This is a genomic window from Curtobacterium sp. USHLN213, assembly GCF_037144815.1.
Taxonomy (GTDB): domain Bacteria; phylum Actinomycetota; class Actinomycetes; order Actinomycetales; family Microbacteriaceae; genus Curtobacterium.
This window is the reverse complement of the sequence record NZ_JBBCYQ010000008.1, coordinates 151,292-167,962: the sequence shown is the minus strand read 5'-3', so window position 1 is coordinate 167,962 and position 16,671 is coordinate 151,292. Positions and strand designations below refer to the sequence as shown.

The 16,671-nt window shown below is 70.9% G+C and carries 18 protein-coding genes; 9 read left to right on the top strand and 9 right to left on the bottom strand.

Annotated elements, in window-relative coordinates; all coding sequences use genetic code 11:
• Positions 1–45 precede the first annotated feature (45 nt).
• Genes WFH25_RS12685 through WFH25_RS12675 form a run of 3 tightly spaced genes read left to right on the top strand, consistent with a single transcriptional unit; the run spans position 46 to position 3,171 of the window.
• The gene (locus tag WFH25_RS12685; protein WP_071295460.1) at positions 46–1,350 is read left to right on the top strand and encodes an ABC transporter substrate-binding protein; all 1,305 of its coding nucleotides are present in this window, start codon (positions 46–48) and stop codon (positions 1,348–1,350) included.
• Positions 1,334–2,293 (top strand): carbohydrate ABC transporter permease, encoded by a 960-nt coding sequence (locus WFH25_RS12680; RefSeq protein WP_336697938.1) that lies wholly within the window; start codon positions 1,334–1,336, stop codon positions 2,291–2,293. The genes WFH25_RS12685 and WFH25_RS12680 overlap by 17 nt, the downstream gene beginning before the upstream one ends.
• Positions 2,293–3,171 carry a carbohydrate ABC transporter permease gene (locus WFH25_RS12675; protein WP_336697936.1) on the top strand — a complete coding sequence of 293 codons (879 nt, stop codon included), beginning with the start codon at positions 2,293–2,295 and terminating at the stop codon, positions 3,169–3,171. The genes WFH25_RS12680 and WFH25_RS12675 overlap by 1 nt, the downstream gene beginning before the upstream one ends.
• Here the strand turns inward: WFH25_RS12675 and WFH25_RS12670 are convergent.
• Positions 3,164–3,805: a TetR/AcrR family transcriptional regulator gene (locus tag WFH25_RS12670; RefSeq protein WP_336697935.1), complete on the bottom strand. Its 642-nt coding sequence runs from the start codon at positions 3,803–3,805 to the stop codon at positions 3,164–3,166. The two genes, WFH25_RS12675 and WFH25_RS12670, sit on opposite strands and share 8 nt — an antisense overlap.
• Positions 3,806–3,854: 49 nt before the next feature.
• On the opposite strand from WFH25_RS12670, the gene WFH25_RS12665 reads away from it, so the two are divergent.
• The gene (locus WFH25_RS12665; protein ID WP_336697934.1) at positions 3,855–4,811 is read left to right on the top strand and encodes a zinc-binding dehydrogenase; all 957 of its coding nucleotides are present in this window, start codon (positions 3,855–3,857) and stop codon (positions 4,809–4,811) included.
• Positions 4,812–4,930: 119 nt separating this feature from the next.
• On the opposite strand, the gene WFH25_RS12660 is transcribed toward WFH25_RS12665, so the two are convergent.
• Positions 4,931–5,143, bottom strand: a complete 213-nt coding sequence (locus tag WFH25_RS12660; protein ID WP_070419121.1) for a cold-shock protein — start codon at positions 5,141–5,143, stop codon at positions 4,931–4,933.
• 14 nt (positions 5,144–5,157) lie between these two features.
• Positions 5,158–6,267: a fatty acid desaturase family protein gene (locus WFH25_RS12655; RefSeq protein WP_070416482.1), complete on the bottom strand. Its 1,110-nt coding sequence runs from the start codon at positions 6,265–6,267 to the stop codon at positions 5,158–5,160.
• A 167-nt stretch (positions 6,268–6,434) separates the two neighbouring features.
• On the opposite strand from WFH25_RS12655, the gene WFH25_RS12650 reads away from it, so the two are divergent.
• Positions 6,435–7,466: an LLM class flavin-dependent oxidoreductase gene (locus tag WFH25_RS12650; protein WP_336697933.1), complete on the top strand. Its 1,032-nt coding sequence runs from the start codon at positions 6,435–6,437 to the stop codon at positions 7,464–7,466.
• Positions 7,467–7,671: 205 nt separating this feature from the next.
• Here the strand turns inward: WFH25_RS12650 and WFH25_RS12645 are convergent, their stop codons facing one another.
• The 6 genes from WFH25_RS12645 to WFH25_RS12620 are packed head-to-tail and all read right to left on the bottom strand — an operon-like array spanning position 7,672 to position 12,853.
• Positions 7,672–8,445, bottom strand: coding sequence for an SDR family NAD(P)-dependent oxidoreductase (locus tag WFH25_RS12645; protein ID WP_336697932.1), 774 nt, complete (start codon positions 8,443–8,445; stop codon positions 7,672–7,674).
• Positions 8,421–9,401: a Gfo/Idh/MocA family protein gene (locus WFH25_RS12640; RefSeq protein ID WP_336697931.1), complete on the bottom strand. Its 981-nt coding sequence runs from the start codon at positions 9,399–9,401 to the stop codon at positions 8,421–8,423. The genes WFH25_RS12645 and WFH25_RS12640 overlap by 25 nt, the downstream gene beginning before the upstream one ends.
• Positions 9,398–10,318, bottom strand: a complete 921-nt coding sequence (locus WFH25_RS12635) for a sugar phosphate isomerase/epimerase family protein (RefSeq protein ID WP_336697929.1) — start codon at positions 10,316–10,318, stop codon at positions 9,398–9,400. Before WFH25_RS12635 ends, WFH25_RS12640 begins: the two co-directional genes overlap by 4 nt.
• Positions 10,315–10,872: a VOC family protein gene (locus WFH25_RS12630; RefSeq protein WP_336697927.1), complete on the bottom strand. Its 558-nt coding sequence runs from the start codon at positions 10,870–10,872 to the stop codon at positions 10,315–10,317. The genes WFH25_RS12635 and WFH25_RS12630 overlap by 4 nt, the downstream gene beginning before the upstream one ends.
• Positions 10,869–11,864, bottom strand: coding sequence for a LacI family DNA-binding transcriptional regulator (locus WFH25_RS12625; RefSeq protein WP_336697926.1), 996 nt, complete (start codon positions 11,862–11,864; stop codon positions 10,869–10,871). The genes WFH25_RS12630 and WFH25_RS12625 overlap by 4 nt, the downstream gene beginning before the upstream one ends.
• Positions 11,861–12,853 carry a Gfo/Idh/MocA family protein gene (locus WFH25_RS12620; RefSeq protein ID WP_336697924.1) on the bottom strand — a complete coding sequence of 331 codons (993 nt, stop codon included), beginning with the start codon at positions 12,851–12,853 and terminating at the stop codon, positions 11,861–11,863. The genes WFH25_RS12625 and WFH25_RS12620 overlap by 4 nt, the downstream gene beginning before the upstream one ends.
• 144 nt (positions 12,854–12,997) lie before the next feature.
• Here WFH25_RS12620 and WFH25_RS12615 point away from each other — a divergent pair, with 144 nt between their 5' ends.
• The 4 genes from WFH25_RS12615 to WFH25_RS12600 all read left to right on the top strand — a co-directional run bounded on the left by WFH25_RS12615 (position 12,998) and on the right by WFH25_RS12600 (position 16,655).
• On the top strand, positions 12,998–13,645 hold the full coding sequence (locus WFH25_RS12615; RefSeq protein WP_309779111.1) for a bifunctional 4-hydroxy-2-oxoglutarate aldolase/2-dehydro-3-deoxy-phosphogluconate aldolase: 648 nt from the start codon (positions 12,998–13,000) through the stop codon (positions 13,643–13,645).
• A complete protein-coding gene (locus tag WFH25_RS12610) occupies positions 13,642–14,229 on the top strand; it encodes an AAA family ATPase (protein WP_336697923.1) in 588 nt (195 codons plus the stop codon). The genes WFH25_RS12615 and WFH25_RS12610 overlap by 4 nt, the downstream gene beginning before the upstream one ends.
• 80 nt (positions 14,230–14,309) lie before the next feature.
• On the top strand, positions 14,310–15,104 hold the full coding sequence (locus WFH25_RS12605) for an IclR family transcriptional regulator (RefSeq protein WP_309779109.1): 795 nt from the start codon (positions 14,310–14,312) through the stop codon (positions 15,102–15,104).
• A gap of 129 nt (positions 15,105–15,233) precedes the next feature.
• Complete coding sequence (locus WFH25_RS12600; RefSeq protein WP_336697922.1) at positions 15,234–16,655, top strand: MFS transporter; 1,422 nt, start codon at positions 15,234–15,236, stop codon at positions 16,653–16,655.
• Positions 16,656–16,671 lie beyond the last annotated feature (16 nt).

Here is a 16,671-nt window from a genome sequence, read left to right as displayed (position 1 = left end):
CGCCTCCTGGACCACCACGGCACCACGACCTCGAAGGAGAGGACCATGCCGACCCGACCACCCACCCAGCTGGCCCGACGCGGGTTCCTCGCGTTGGCCGGCATCTCGATGGCCGGCGCACTCGCCGCCTGCGCCGGCCAGGGCACCGCTGCCCACGGCGGCACGAAGCACATCCGTCTGTCGACCTGGAACATCCCGACGGACATCACGAGCTACCAGCAGATCGCCGACGAGTTCGTCGCGGCGCACCCCGGCACCAGCGTCGCCGTCGAGGTCACCACGGGCCAGTTCCACCAGTGGTTCATCACCCGGCTCGCCGCGGACCTCGCGCCCGACGTCATCCGGATCACCCCGCAGCAGATCGGCCGGTACGCCGCGAACGGCAGCCTCGTCGACATCTCCGGCTCGATTCCGAAGGACTACCAGCAGGACTACAGCACGCCGTTCTGGGCGATCGGTGCCCGGGACGACGGTGTGTACGGCGTCTTCCAGCACACCGACAACTTCATCACCTACTACAACCGCGAGGTCATGGACCGGATCGGGGTCACTCCGCCGGAGAGCCTCGCGGACGCGTGGACGTGGGACGAGTTCCTCGACGTCGCGAAGGAGGTCAAGCAGGTCACCGGCAAGTACGCGTTCGGGTACGGCTGGTCCGCGCCGGAGACCGCCTACCGGTGGCTGCCGTTCGTCTACCAGAACGGGGGTGCGTTCCTCGGCGAGGACGGTGCCACCCCCTCGATGGACACCCCCGAGGCGATCGACGCCCTGGCGTTCGGACGCAAGTGGTACGCCGACGGCCTCGCCACCACCGGCAACCTGTCGAAGAGCGGCGGCGGGGACGTCTCCCGCAACCTGTTCCTGACCGGGCAGATCGGCATGATGCTCAACAACCCGGAGTCGATCGTGCAGCTCGACACCGACATGCGGGACAACTGGGGCACGGCGCCGATGATCCGCAACGTCGGTGAGGCGAGCGACCTCGGCGGCAACGCCCTCGCCGTCACGAAGTCGAGCAAGCACCCCGAGCTCGCGGCCGAACTCGTCGCGATGATCACCTCGCGGCCGAAGATGCAGCAGTTCTGCCACGACGGCAACTGGCTGCCCGCCCGCGAGTCCCTCGACGCGGCGGACATCGGGTACGCCGCGAACTCGGACACCATGCAGCGGTTCATCGACCAGGGGTCGACCATCCCGCTGTCGATGGTGAAGGCCGAGAGCGGGCAGTACTTCTCGTCGCTCAACGCGGTGTTCGCCGACTACCTCGACCTGTGCCTGCTCGGGCAGCTCAGCCCGAAGGAGGCCTCGAGCCAGATGATGGAGGCGATGCGCAGTGTCACTGCGAACTGAGACCGGGCCGGTCCGGACCACGGCGTCGACCGCCCCGCCGACCGGTGGGCGCCCCGCCGGTGGTGCCGCACGACGACGTCAGGGCCGGTTCGTCCCCTGGGTGTTCGTCGGCCCCGCCTCACTGCTGTTCCTCGGCTTCTCGCTCATCCCGATCGTGACCGCCATCGCCCTGAGCTTCCAGGACTCGAGCACCTCGCTCGGCGACGGCACCTGGGTCGGCGGGAAGAACTTCGTCGACATGGGCTCCGACCCGCTCATCGGGACGGCGCTGCGGAACACGCTCGTCTTCACGATCGGGACCGTCCCGACCGCGATGGCGATCGGCCTCGCCCTGGCGGTGGCGCTGAACCGACCGCTGCCCGGGCGTTCGGTGTTCCGTGCGCTCTTCTTCGTGCCGATGGTCGCCGCCGGCGTCGTGGTCGGCGTCATCATGTCGTGGATCTTCAACGGTGACTACGGCGTGGTGAACAACCTGCTCGAGGCGCTCGGTCTTGGCCGCGTGCCCTGGCTGACCGCGCCCGGCTGGGCGATGGCGACCCTGGTGATCGTCGTCGTGTGGACCCGGATCGGGTTCTGCATGGTGATCTACCTCGGCGCGCTGCAGTCCGTGCCCGCCGAGCTCAAGGAGGCAGCCGCGATCGACGGCGCCTCGCGGTGGGTGCGGTTCCGGACGATCACGTGGCCGCTCCTGCGACCGACGACGTCGATCCTGCTCATCCTCAACGTGGTGTTCTCGCTGCAGGCGTTCGACGTGATCTACGTGATGACCGGCGGCGGCCCCGGCTTCTCCACCACGGTGCTCATCCAGTACGTGTTCCGGTCCGCGTTCATCGACGCGCGGATGGGGTACGCCGCGGCGCTCGGGCTGGTGCTCGTCGCGATCCTGCTCGTGTTCACGCTGCTCCGGCAGCGGGCCAACAAGAAGGCTGAGGAGGCCATCTGATGGCACTGTCCGTTGCGGGGTCGACCCGCGCCTCCCGTCCGACCGCCGCGCGGCGGAAGCCACGCCCGGGCCGCTGGGTGCTCGTCGCCGCACTCACCGCGTTGGCGATCCTGATGGTCTTCCCGCTGTACTGGATGGTCGTCTCCGCGCTCACCCCTGGCGGCCAGTCGCAGAGCGGCACGTTCTCGCTCTTCCCGACCCGGCCCACCTTCGAGAACTACGCGCAGGTGTTCAGCACGCAGCCGGTCTGGCGGTGGCTCGGGAACTCTGCGCTCATCACCAGTGTCGGCACCGCGCTGAGCGTCGTCGTCTCGCTGATGGCCGGGTACGCCCTGGCGAAGTTCCGGTTCGTCGGGCGGGGGCTGCTCTACTCGGCGTTCCTCGTCACGATCATGATCCCGATCCAGGTCACCCTCGTGCCGAGCTTCCTCGTCGTCGCGAAGATCGGGCTCGTCGACTCCCCCTGGGCGGTCATCCTGCCGACGGTGTTCGACGTGGTCGGGATCTTCATCGCCCGGCAGTTCATGCTCGGGGTGCCGGACGCCCTGATGGAGGCCGCGCGGCTCGACGGCGCCGGCGAGTTCCAGACCTTCTTCCGGGTCGTGCTGCCGACCTGCGGTCCCCTCGTCGGGGTACTCGTGATCCTCGGGTTCATGACCCGGTGGAACGACTTCCTCTGGCCGCTCGTCGTGCTGCAGGGCAACGAGAACCTCACCGTGCCGGTCGCGCTGTCGACGCTGACGAACAACCCGGCGTTCAGTTCGCCGTGGGGTGCCGTGATGGCGATCGCCACCGTGACGGTGCTGCCGCTGCTCGTGGTGTTCCTGGCGTTCCAGCGGCAGTTCGTGCAGGGCATCGCCTCGACGGGGATCAAGTAGGCCGCGCCGCGGCGCGGAGCACGGCCCCCACGACGCGCGCGGGCTCCGGCAGCCGCTCGTTCGTGGCCGACGCCCGGAAGGAGTCGAGTGCGAGCGCGGCGAACCGCCGCGCGGCACCGAGTCGCTCGGCCGGGTCGTCCCCGCCCAGCCCCCGCGCCGCGAGCAGCACGAGGAGCAGGTCGTCGACGACGAAGTCGGGCCGCAACCGTCCCGCGGCCTTGGCTCGCAACGCCAGGCCCGCCATCGCGTGCAGGAGCTCGGCGCGGTGCCGTGCGAGCCGGTCGGACACCTGGCCCGCGGCGACGAGCGCATCGACGAAGCCCTGGTTGCGGGCGTTCAACTCGACGGTCCGCTCGACGACGGAACGCAGGCCCAGCCAGGGGTCCGGGAGCGCGGCACCCTCGAGGACGATGCTCCGGCAGAGCTCGAGCTCGTCCTCGAACGCGGCGTCGACGAGGTCCTGCCGGGTCGGGAACCGCCGGTAGAGCGTCGCCGGCCCGACCCCCGCGTGCCGGGCCACGTCACGCATCGTCACGTCGAGGCCCCGCGCGCCGAACAGCTCGCGCGCGGCCTGCAGCACGCGGTCGCGGTTCTCGCGCGCGTCGGATCGGAGGTGAGACGTCTCGTCGGTCATCGCTCCCACTTTACTCAAGTGGACGCGGGCGTCCGTTAGCGTCGCGAGCATGCACGCAGTCACCATCCAGTCCTTCGGTCCGCCGGACGGCCTCGTCCCCACCGAGCTCCCCGAACCCGTCGCCGCGCCCGGCCAGGTCCTCGTCGACGTCGAGGCGACCGGCGTCGGCGGCGTGGACGCCGTCATCCGGCGCGGGACCATCGCGCGCCCCGGACTCGATCCCGGGTACGTCCCGGGCAGCGAGGTCGCCGGGCGCGTCGTCGCCGTCGGGGACGAGCGGGACGCCGTCTGGCTCGGCCGCCGGGTCTGGGCGTTCACGGGCGTCGGTGGCGCGTACGCCGAGCGTGTCGTCGCCGGGACCGGAGACCTCACACCGCTCGACGACGGGTTCGACGCCGTGGACGCCGTCGCCCTGGGGTCGGCCGCCCCGGTCGCCCGGTTCGCGCTGGCGCACGCGCACCTCGCCCCGGGCGAACGGGTGCTGGTACGCGGAGCCGCCGGCAGCATCGGGATCGCCGCCGTCGAGCTCGCCGCACAGGCCGGTGCCGCGGCGGTCGCGGTGACGACGGGTTCGGCCGAGCGAGGCGACCGGCTGCGCGGGTTCGGCGCCACCCACGTGCTCGACCGACAGGGCGCGGGCGACGGGCCGGACTCCTACGACGTGGTCATCGACGTCGTCGGCGGCCCCGCGATGCCCGCGTTCATCGACCGTCTGGCACCGAACGGTCGGCTCGTCCTCGTCGGCGCCGTGGCCGGCATGCCGCCGGCGGACTTCGGTGCGCACCTGCTCCGCGGCTTCCAGCAGTCGCGGTCGGTCGCGACCCTCAGTCTCGACTCCGTGCCGCGCGACGCCCTGGCGTCGGCGCGGACGGAACTGTTCCGCGCGGCCGCCGCGGGGACCCTGTCCCCGGTCGTCGACGCGGTGCTGCCGCTCGCAGACGCTGCGGAAGCGCACCGCCGCATGGACGACGGCGAGGTCTTCGGACGGATCGTCCTGACGCCCTGATCCCGGCCATGGACAGACGGGAGGCGCGGGGCCCCCGGGGCCCCCCCCCCCCCGCCCTCCCCCGGGGGGGGGGGGCGGCCCCCGGGCCCCCCGCGCCTCCCGTCCGTCACCTGGTGACGTCAGCCGCGGATCACGGAGATCTCGTCGGCCTGCGGACCCTTCTTGCCGGGGCCGACCACGTAGCGGACGTGGTCGGTGTCCTCGAGCGAGCGCAGGCCCGTCGACGCGACGATGCTGGAGAAGTGGGCGAACAGATCGTCGGACCCGTCGTCCGGGGTGATGAAGCCGAAACCCTTGTTGTTGTCGAACCACTTGACGGTTCCGGTGGGCATCAGAGCCACCCCTCTCAGTGGATGCGCAGTTGCGCGACCATCGGGCAGGCGAACGGGTCACGAGCAGCGAGCCCGACCCGGTTGAGGTACCGGACGACGATGCCGTACGAGCGCAGCAGGGTGGTCTCGGTGTAGGGCACGTCGAGCGTGTCGCAGTGGTCGCGGACGAGCAGGCGGGCCTGCTTCAGCGCCGGACGCGGCATCGACGGGAACAGGTGGTGCTCCACCTGGTAGTTCAGGCCGCCCATGAGGAACGAGACCCACCAGCCACCGCGGATGTTGCGGGAGGTGCGGACCTGGCGCGAGAAGAAGTCGACCTTGGCGTCGTGCGCGATGGTCGGCATGCCCTTGTGGTTCGGGGCGAACGAGGCGCCCATCATCACACCGAAGACAGCGAGCTGGACCCCGAGGAACGCGCAGGCCATGCCGAAGGGCAGGAACCAGAACACGATCGTCAGGTAGATGCCGAAGCGGGCGACGAGCAGGCCGGCCTCGAGCCAGCGGTGCTTCACGTCGGCCTTCGTGCCGTTGCCCGTGACGATGCTCATCACGGCGTAGCGGTGCAGGTTCAGGCCCTCGAGCGTGAGGAGGGGGAAGAACAGCCAGCCCTGGAAGCGCATGAACGTCGTCATGAGCGGGCCCTTCACCGACGCGGCGTCCTCCGGCAGGAAGCGGATGCCGTCCGGCGCGATGTCCGGGTCCTTGCCGACGGTGTTCGGGTTGCCGTGGTGGCGGGTGTGCTTGTTCATCCACCACGAGTAGCTGAGGCCCACCATGAACGTGCCGAGCCAGCGGCCGGCGTGGTCGTTCCACTTCTGCGAGGCGAAGACCTGGCGGTGCGCGGCCTCGTGCGAGAGGAACGCGAACTGCGTGAAGAGGACGCCGAGGGCTCCGGCGACGATGAGCTGGAACCACGAGTCGCCGAGGAACGCGAACGCGACCCAGGCGAGGGCGAGGGTGCCGATGAGGGTTCCGAACAGGGACCAGTAGAAACCGGTGCGGCGGCGCAGGAGGCCGTTGTCCTTCACCTGCGCCAGCAGCGCGGAGTAGGTCGAGGTGCCCTTGCGGGGACCTGTTGCGGGACGGGTGCGGGTGTAACCCGGTGCGAGCGGAGTGGTGGTCATGAGGACCGCCTTCCGGTACGGATCGGTCCTTCAACCAATGCGAGTGAGTTCACGCGTTTGCGCTTGGCGCGACACTAGGGGCGGAACATGCGTGTTCGCCTGGGAGTCCGGTTTGCGTCGGTCCGTCTGCCACGATGTTCCGTCGGTCCGTCTGCCACGATCGACGCATGCCTCTCGACGGACGTCCCCTCGAACGCCTCGGCTTCCTGACCATCGGGTCGTTCGACCCGGCACGGCCCCGACTCGGTCACGAGGAGACCCTCCGGGTCATCGAGCGCGCCGAGGCCCTGGGCTTCGACAGCGCGTGGTTGCGGCACCGGCACGTGCAGCACGGCATCTCCTCCCCCGTCGCACTGATGGCCGCCGTCTCACAGCGGACCTCCCGGATCGCGCTCGGGACGGCCGTCACGCCGATCGGCGCCGAGAACCCGTTCCGGCTCGCCGAGGACCTGGCGACGGTCGACGTGCTCCTCGGCGGTCGTCTCAACCCCGGTTTCTCCTCCGGCACCCCGATGCACTACGACCTCTACCGGGACGCGCTGTACCCGGACACCGCCGAGCAGGAGGACTTCGGCGACGCCCGACTCCTGCGCTTCCGTGACCTCGTCCGGGGCGACCCGGTCGTCGAGGTCGCCGAGCAGCGCGGCATCGAGGAGTTCGCCACGACCGTGCAGCCGCAGAGCCCGGGCCTCGCCGACCGCCTCTGGTACGGCACGGGCAGTACGCGGTCAGCGGTGTGGGCGGCGCAGAACGGCTTCCACCTGCTCACCTCGAGCGTGACGCGGAGCGAGATCGGCACGGACTTCGCGACGAACCAGCGCGCCCAGGTCGACGCCTACCTGGAGGCGCACCCGTCGCCGGCGACCGCCCGTGTCTCGCAGGGTCTCGTCGTGATCCCCACCGACACCGCGACACCGGAACAAGAGGCCCGGTACCGCGCCTACGTCGAGGGTCGGTCGGGTCGCGTCGGGGTGCCGATGGGGCCGGGGAAGCTGCTCTTCGCCGCCGACCTGGTCGGGACGTCGGCCGAGATCGCTGATCGGCTGCGCGCGGACGCCGGGTACCAGGTGGCCACGGAGGTCGCCTTCGCGCTGCCGTTCTCGTTCGAGGCGGAGGACTACGCGCAGATCATCACGGACATGGCGGAGCGGCTCGGGCCGGCGCTCGGGTGGGCGCCGGTGTCGGCCGGCGGGCGCTGACGCGGTCGCTGACCGGCGATCGAGCCGGATCCGCATCGGTGCGCGGTTCGACCGGCGCCCGTGACGGACGGGAGGCGCGGTGCGGGCCCCCCCCGCGCCTCCCGTCCCGGATGTGCGCGCGTTCGACGGCGGCACGGCCGACGCGGGGGCGTCGGCCCGACGGTGGAGGTCCCACACCCAGCGGGCCCCCACCGGGGTCGCTCTCCTAGGACCCGATGCCCAGGTGCGCACCGCCGGCGACGTCCAGGGAGACCCCCGTGACGTACCGGTTCGCCCGGTCGGTGAGGAAGGTGATGGCGCTCGCGACCTCGTCGGGCTCGGCGAACCGCTGCATCGGCAGCTGGGCGGCGCGGGCGTCGCGAGCGGCCTGCGCGGACCCCGACTGGTCGGCGAGCTGCGACCAGAGCGGGGTGTTCACCGGTCCGGGGTTGACGGCGTTGACCGAGATGCCCGCCGGGCCGAGGATCTTCGCCATCGACCACATGATGTGGAGCACCGCGATCTTGCTGGCGTTGTAGGGCAGGTAGTCCACCCGCGCTTCCTTCGCGGCCACCGACGACAGCAGCAGGATGGTCCCGGCGGTCCCGGCGTCGCGCATCGTGTTCGCGACTTCGCGCGTGATGGTGAACGTCCCGGTGGCGTTGATGCGCATGATGTGCTCGAACTCCTCGGTCGTCGTCACGAGTGGGTCCGGGGTCCCGCCGAGCACGCCCGCGGCGTGCACGAGGACGTCGATGCGGCCGTGCTCGGCGACGACCTGTCGGACGACGTCCGCGGTGCGCTGCTCGTCGGTGACGTCGAGCTCGAGGAACCCGTCGATGGGCTGGCCGTCGAGCGGGGCGCGGTCTGCTCCGACGACGAGGTCGCCGCGAGCACGGAGCGCGGTGACCACGGCGGCACCGATCCCACCGCTCGAGCCGGTGACGAGCGCGATCTGGCGGTCCGCCGTCGCTGCTACTGCTTCGCTCTGCTGGACCATGTGCGTCCTTCCTGTTCCTCGGTCGGCAGCGCTGCCGCGGCGAGGATCCGATCGAGGAGTTGTTGGGTCTTCACTGCTTCCCACCCGGAGGTGAGGGGTTGCTGCCGGTCGCGGACGCGGTCGAGGAAGTGGCGGACGGCGTCGGCGAAGCCGAAGCTCTCGGTCGCCGTCGCCCAGCCGAACGCCTCGGGACTCATCGAACGCACCGTCCGGACGCCGTCGACGGTCACCGCGACGGAGTCGGGCGCGATGACCTCGGCGGAGCGCATCTGCCCGTACGCGTCGAGCTTCTCGCCCCAGGCGCCGGCTGCACGAGCCGCCACGAGGATGCCGGTGTTCCCGGTCGAGAACCGGACGAGTGCCGCGGTGCCGTCCTCCTCCCACCGGTCCGTCCCGGCAGCCGCCGCCGTCACGTCGACGACGTCCCCGCCGCAGAACCACCGGAGCAGGTCCACCATGTGGATGGCGTTCTCGAAGGTCGCCCGGTACTCCGAGCCGGCGCGGTTCTTCTGCGCGACGCAGAACGACGCGCCCGACTCGCCGAACGCCTCGCGCGCGGTGACGTAGACCGGGGCGAAGCGCCGGTTGAGCCCGACCATGAGGACCCGCCCGTGCTCGTCGGCGAGTTCGGCGAGGCGGACCGAGTCGGCGGCGGAGGTGGCGAGGGGCTTCTCGCAGAACACGTCGACACCGGCACGGAGCGCGCTCTCCACCGCGGCGACGTGCTCGGAGCGCGGGGTGAGGACGAAGACCGCGTCGAGCGTCTCGGCCGCGAGCATCGCGTCGACACTGCGGTACACCGCGCCGAACCCCCACCGCCGCTGCAGGGCGCTCGGGTCGTCGCGCCGCGACACCAGCGCGCGCAGCTCGACGTCGTCACGCTGCACGAGGGTCGGCAGCTGCGCGATGCTGGCGATGTTGCCAGCACCGACCACGCCGATGCGGAGCGCGCTCACGAGCGGACCCCGGCGCCCTGGTCGGCCCCGTGCAGCTCGAGCTGGAGCAGGAGGTTCCGCAGGTGGTCGGCGCCCCGCCGGAACCCGGTCTCCGGGTCGTCGAGGTCCTGCGGGTGCCACCGGTACTCGTACTCGAGGGAGAGCACGTCGTCGTAGCCGACCTCGCGCAGGCGTCGGAGGATCCGCGACCAGGCGAGCGAACCGTCGCCGACGACGCGCGACGTGACGGCGCGCTCCTCGGCGTGCACCCGGGCCGTCTCCGAGGCGACGAACGGAGCGTCCGGGTCCTTGAAGACGAGGTCCTTGACGTGCACGTGGCCGATGAGGTCCCCCTGCACGGCGAACGCCGCGTCGACGTCCTCGTCGTGGGTGAAGGTGAGGTTCGCCTGGTCGTAGAGGACCCGGACGGCGGGCGAGCCGACCGCGCGGACGAGGGCGGCCGTGTCCCGGGCGGTCTGGGTCATCGTGCCGAAGTGGTTCTCGGCGCAGAGCACGACACCGGCATCGGCCGCCGGGCCGGCGAGGTCCTGGAAGGAGCGGACGAGCTGCGACCAGTGCGCCGCGTGGTCCTGCTGGTCCGGCTGCCACGCTCCGGAGTACACGCGCACACGGTTCGCACCGATCGCCTGCGCGGTGTCGATCGCCGATCGCAGTTCGTCCACCGCGGCGCTGCGGACGCGCTCGTCGGTGGCGTTGATCGCGGTCGTGTACGGGGTGAGCCCGACGATCGGGATCCCCTCCCCGTCCGCGACCCGGGCCGCCTCGGCCGCGGCAGCCGCGTCACGGACCGGCAGGCCGCTCCGGTAGTCGTCCTGGTAGATGACCTCGGCGGCGTCCAGGCCGGCGCGGCGGAACAGCCGGAGTGCTTCGGGAACGGTCTGGTCGGGCGTGCCGAGCGTGTGGCCGGCGATCTTCATGGGAGGTCCTTCGTGGTCGTGGTGGTCGGCTTCGTCCAGTCGGCTGGTCCGACCAGGCGTGGAGGGTCCTGCACCCGTGAGCGGTCGACGAACTCGAGGATGAGTCCCCAGTCGGTCCGCGCGTACACCCAGCGGTTCCCGGCGACCGCGGGGCTGTCACCCCCGACCTCCTTGCGGTGTCCGAGCACCTCGACGCTCGGGTGCTCCGCGATGGCCTCGACGACGGCGTCGACGTCCTCGACCACGAAGCAGAGGTGGTGACCGCCGGCGTCGCTCGCACGGGGGAACACCGCGGACCGGTCGTCGCTCCACCACTGGAACAACTCGATGTTGAGGTTCGGCGGCAGACGGAGCATGGCCAGCTCGAGACGCGCGTCCGCGGGCACACCGAAGTGCAGCGGCATGAACGCCGCGTCCGGTCCCCGGGTGGAACGGTAGAGCTCCTCGGCGCCGAGCACGCCGGTGAAGAAGGCGATCGCTGCCTCGAGGTCGGGGACGGTGAACGCGGTGTGGTCAACCCAGCGCAGGCCCGGCAGCGTCCGGGAGTCGGTCATGATCGGGGTCCTGAGGTCGAGGATCGGATGAGCAGGGACGGTGGGAGCACCTCGTGTCGGACGGGACCGCCGTCGAGGAGGCTCTCGCCGAGGTCGACCGCGATGCGCCCGAGGTCCCCGATGGGCTGTCGGACACTGGTGAGCCGGGGCGCCACGTGCGCGCCGAGGTCGAGCCCGTCGAACCCGACGACGGACACCTCGTCCGGCACGCGGTGACCGCGCGCTTCGAGCTCGGCGATCACGGCGAACGCGATGACGTCGTTCGACGCGATGATCGCGGTGGCGCGGACCGGCTCGGCGAGCCAGTGATCGACGATGCCGCGGCCGAGTTCGACGCCGTCCGGGGCACCGAGCACGAGCGGCGCGACGCCGTGTCCTGCCGCGATCTCCTCGTACGCCTCGTGACGGTCCTGCGCCGTGTAGGTGCCGACGATGCCCGGGGCGTACGCGATGGCACGGTGCCCGAGCAGCGCGAGGTGCTCGAACGCGAGCTCGACACCCCGGCGGCTGTCCACCGTCACGGTCGGCACCGTCGGGTCGTCCTCCACCCGGTCGAGCACGACGACGCGGTTCCCCGAACCGTAGGTCCGCAACGCCTCGAGGTCGACGCGGGTGGACGGAGCGACGATGCCGAACGGTGAGTACATCGCCTGCATCGCGGTGACGTACCCGGCCGTGGAGCTGCCGTCGTTCTCGGTGACGCAGAGGACGAGCTGGTAGCCGCGCTGTTCCGCCGCCGCGGCCGTCGCCCGCGCGAGCTCGGCGAAGAAGGGGTTGGTGATGTCCGGGATGACCAGCGGCACGAGTGTGCTGGACCGGCGGCGGAGCGCTTGGGCGAGCGGGTTCGTGGAGTACCCGAGCTCTGCAGCGACCCGGAGCACGTGTTCGCGGGTCTGCGCCCGGACGGCGGTCGGGTTCGAGAACGCGCGGGAGACGGTCGAACGGTGGACACCCGCCGCCGCGGCGACGTCGTCGATGCTCGCGTCGGTCATCGCTGCACTCCCTCGGTTCCGCCGAGGTGCCAGATGCGGGCCATCGTGTCCTCCAGGTCGTCGAGCGTGGGCATGCCACGGAACCCGTCGGCGAGCGCATCGGCGACCGCGTCGACGAACCGCGTGTAGAGCGGGTCGCTGTCGACGTCGATCACGGTCTGCTCGGTGACACCGTCGGTCCCGGTGAACCGCGCCGTCCCGTCCGTGTCGATCGAGACGAACCCGTCCGTGCCGGCGGCGGTGAAACTGCAGTAGCGCTTGGCTGGCGCGTCCGGGAAGGCGTAGCCGACCTCGATGACGGCCTCGGCGCCGGCGTCGGTCGTGAGCACCAGTGTGGCGTGGTCCTCGACGGTCTCGCCGTGCAGCGCGTGACTGCGCGATCGGAGGCTGACCGCCGCCGGACCGAGGTGCTGGAGCGCGAGGTCGACGAAGTGCGGCCCGAGGTTGACGAGCGCTCCGCCGCCGGCGCGCGTCGGGTCGAGCATCCAGGGGCTCCCGCCGTGGCGGTACCGGCTCGGCGGACCGGCGATGAACGACGCGCGCTCGTAGCTGATCCGACCGGCCTTGCGGAGCCAGGCATCGACCGGCCCGCCGCGCTGCACCAGCGCGACCGTGGCCGGGACGTCGGCGGCGTGTGCGGCGGCCACGACGGAGCGGAGTTCCGCCAGGTCCACGCCGAGCGGCTTCTCCACGGCGAACGGGATCCCGCGGTCGACGAGCGTCCGGCAGACGGCCGCGACCTCGTCGTGCGGGCTGAGGACGTAGGCCAGATCGATGTCCGGGAACGCGAGCGCCTCGTCGACCGCGGCGACGATCGGGGCGTCCCAGGCGGCACCGTCGGCGACGGCGGCGGGCTGGGCGTCCTGGACGGCGAGCACGTCGTGCCGACGCAGCACGGCGTCGCGGTACAGCGGCGTGTGCCAGTGCGAAGCGCCCAGGACGACGACACGGGTGCGGTCGGGTTCGCTGGATGCGGGTTCGCTGGTCACGTGACTTCCTCGTCGTTGCGGAGCATTTCTGAGATCGATTGCTGAGATCGATTGCAGTGATCGTGCCACGCGGGTCGAAATCGTGTCAAGGCTGGGAGTCCGCTGAGTCGACGGCGTCCGAAAAGTGGTGTATCCACTTGACCCATGCCTCAGAAACTCGACGTCCTCAACACCATCCGCGACTCCGGCAACGTGCTCATCGTCCGCCTCGACACCGCCGACAAGGCCTTCGACGCCGCTTCGGCCGCGGTCGAGGGCGGCATCCGCGCCCTCGAGATCACGCTCTCGATCCCCGGAGCACTGCGGGTCATCGAACGGCTCTCGGAACGCTTCGCCGACCGCGACGTCGTGTTCGGCGCCGGCACCGTCCTGGACGAGCACGCGGCGTGGGCGAGCATCCAGGCCGGCGCACGGTTCCTCGTCAGCCCGAACCTCAACCCGGCCATGATCCGGGTCGCGAACCGCTACCAGGTCGCGACGATCAGCGGCGCCTACACGCCCACCGAGGTGCTCGACACGGCCGAAGCCGGTTCGGACATGGTGAAGATCTTCCCGACCGAGGCCGGCGGGATCCCGTACGTCAAGGCCATGCTCGCCCCGCTCGCGCAGATCCCGATGGTGCCGGCCGGCGGCGTGACGACCGCGAACGTCGGCGAGTGGTTCGCCGCCGGGGTCACGGCCGTCGGCGTCGGCAGTGCGATCACGAAGGCCGGCGGCCCCGAAGGCGACACCACGAAGATCACCGCGGCTGCTGCGGAGTTCGTCGAGGCGATCGAGCGGGCACGGAGGTGACGGGGGCGCTGCCCAGCGCGTTCATCACGCTCGGAGGCGCGGGGTCCGGCAAGAGCACCGTGTCGAAACAGCTCAGCCGGATGACCGGAGCCGTGTACCTCGACAAGGACACGATGTCCGGCGCCCTGGTCCAGGCGGCCCTCGAGGCACTCGGACACGACCCCACGGATCGCGAGTCGAACCCGACGTACGTCGAGCGGATCATGCCGCTCGAGTACCGGACACTGTTCGCGGTGGCCGCCGACAACCTGGCGCTCGGCCACTCGGTGGTGCTCGATGCACCGTTCGTCGCCTACCTCGACGATCCGGCGTTCCTGTCACGGTCGACGGTCGCTGCCGGCTGGCCCGCCACGAACGTCCACGTCGTCCACGTCCGCGCCTCGGCCGAGATCGTCCGGGCCCGACTCCAGGAGCGGGGGCTCGATCGGGACCGCGCGAAGCTCGCGGACTGGGACGCGTACTGGGCGCGGTTCGGTGAACGCGCCTGCACCTGGGACGGGGCACACCACGCCACGATCCGCAACGTCGACGCGGCGCAGGCCGCCGAGGACCTCGAGCGCCTCGTGATCCAGACGAGCGCTTGACAGGCCCCGAGGGCCGTGCGATGGTCTGTAACAGCGTTACCGAGTAACGCTGTTACAGACCCCGATGACGAGGAGAAGCAATGGCGCTCCAGGACGATGTCACCAACGGCATGAAGGTGCTGCACCTGCTCGCACCCGAAGCCGACGGCCTCGGCGTCAGCCAGGTCGCGACCAGCCTCGGTCTCAACAAGGCGATCGCGCACCGTCTGCTCGCCGCCCTCGTCGCGGCCGGCTACGTCGCCCAGAACCCGAAGACCTCGGCCTACTCGGCGACGCACCGCCTCGGTGCCCTCGGACTCCTGCAACTCTCGGCGTCCGGCATCGACACGTGGGCACAGCGCGAACTCGACGCGCTCGCCACCACCAGCGAGGAGCTCGTCCGCCTCGCGGTCGCGTCCTCCGACTCGCTGCAGTGGATCGCGAAGGCGCAGGGGTCGAACTCCTCCCTCCGGCTCGACCCGGTCATGGGCCGGGACGCCGTGCCGCACGCGACCGCTTCCGGCAAGGCCTGGCTCGCCACGCTCACCCCGGACGAGGTGCAGCGGGTCATCGACCAGCACCACCTCACCCCGCAGACCCCGCGGACCGTCGTCGACCCCGAGGCACTCGCCGAGGAGCTCGCGTCGGTGCGACACCGCGGGTACGCCACCACCTACGAGGAGATGGACCCGGGCATCAGTGCCGTGGCCGCCCCCATCTTCGGCGCCGGGCGTGACCGTCCCGCCACGGGCACGATCAGCATCGCCGGCCCGTCCGTGCGCATGACCCGGGCCCGTCTGGCCGACCTCGCACCGGCCGTCATCGCGGCGGCCGACGAGATCGCCGCCACCTGGCCGTCCTACGCGTACCTCACCTCGGAATCCGTCAGCGCGTAGACCGAACCCGCACCGCACCTCCCGACCCCCGCGTCCTCCCGCCCGTGGAGGTCCCCTTCTCCGGCGCGCCCTCGCGTCGAACCTCGGCGTGCCCCGAACGCACGACGACCACTCGAACAGGAGAGTTCAATGACGACCTCGCACTCCACGCCGGACCCGTCCGCTCCGGACAGCACCGATCCCCTCGCGCACAAGGGCCGCACGAAGAACCTCGTCGCCGGCACCGTCGGCCACTTCGTCGAGTGGTACGACTGGTACGTCTACGGCCTGCTCGCCGCGATCTTCTCCGCGCAGATCTTCCCGTCGCACTCCGCCTTCGCGTCACTCATCGCCGCGTTCCTCACCTACGCGATCGGCTTCGTCGTCCGCCCGCTCAGCGGCATCATCATCTCGCCGATCGCTGACCGGTACGGACGACGACGCATCATGGCACTCGGCATCTCGGGAATGGCGCTCGGCGCCCTGATCATCGGGCTGACGCCGCCGTACGCGACCGTGGGCGTCCTCGCCCCGATCATGTTCGTCGTCGCCCGCATCCTCCAGGGCATCTCCGCGGGCAGCGAGGGGCAGAGCGCCATCGCGTACCTCGTCGAGCACGCGCCGGCGAAGCGACGCGGCCTCTTCGGGTCCCTCACGAACCTCGCCAGCGGCCTCGCCACCCTCGCCGCGACCGGCGCCGCTGCGATCGTCACCTCAGCGTTCGCCCCCGACGCGCTCGCGTCGTACGGATGGCGGATCCCGTTCATCTTCGGCGGGCTCATCGGCGTCATCGGTCTCATCATGCGAGCCCGATCCGACGAATCCCCGGAGTTCGAGGCCAGTGCCGCGGTCGACCAGAAGTCCGCACCGAAGAAGCTCCTCGAGCTGCTGCGCAACCACCCCAAGGCGATCATCCAGACGGCCGCGCTGTCCGCCCCCGCTGTGGCCTACTACACGTGGGCGACGTTCCTGCCGACCTACGCCAACCTGACCTCCGGTCGGGACCTGTCGCAGACCCTCGCCGGCAGCGTCATCGGCCTGGTCCTGCTCGTGATCACCGTCCCGCTCACCGGCTACCTGTCGGACCGTCTCGGTCGCCGGAAGATCTTCCCGATCATCGGCGCGATCGGCATGGTCGTCCTCTTCTACCCGCTCCTGCTGCTCCTGAACCAGCCCGGCTTCGGCGTCTACATCCTGGTGGCCGCCTCCGGATGGGTGGTCCTCGGCATCTGGCAGGCCGTCTACCCCACCATCCAGGCCGAGCTCTTCCCGGCGGCCGTCCGCGTCTCCGGCATCGGGTTCGCGCACCAGATCGTCATCGCGGTCTTCGGCGGCACCGCACCGCTCATCGCGGCAGCGTTCGTCGGCTCCGGTCACCCGATGCTCGTCGCCGTCTACATGATCGTCATCGTCGCGATCTGCCTCGTCGTGTACTTCACCCTCCCCGAGACCGGCAGCCGGAACCCGCAGGCAACCGTCTCCGTGACGGACAGCATCGCCGTCGTCGAGGACAAGTCCGCGAAGACGACCGCCGACACGACGGACGTGCAGAACGAGTCCTCGCAGGTCTAGCCCGACGAGGACCCGG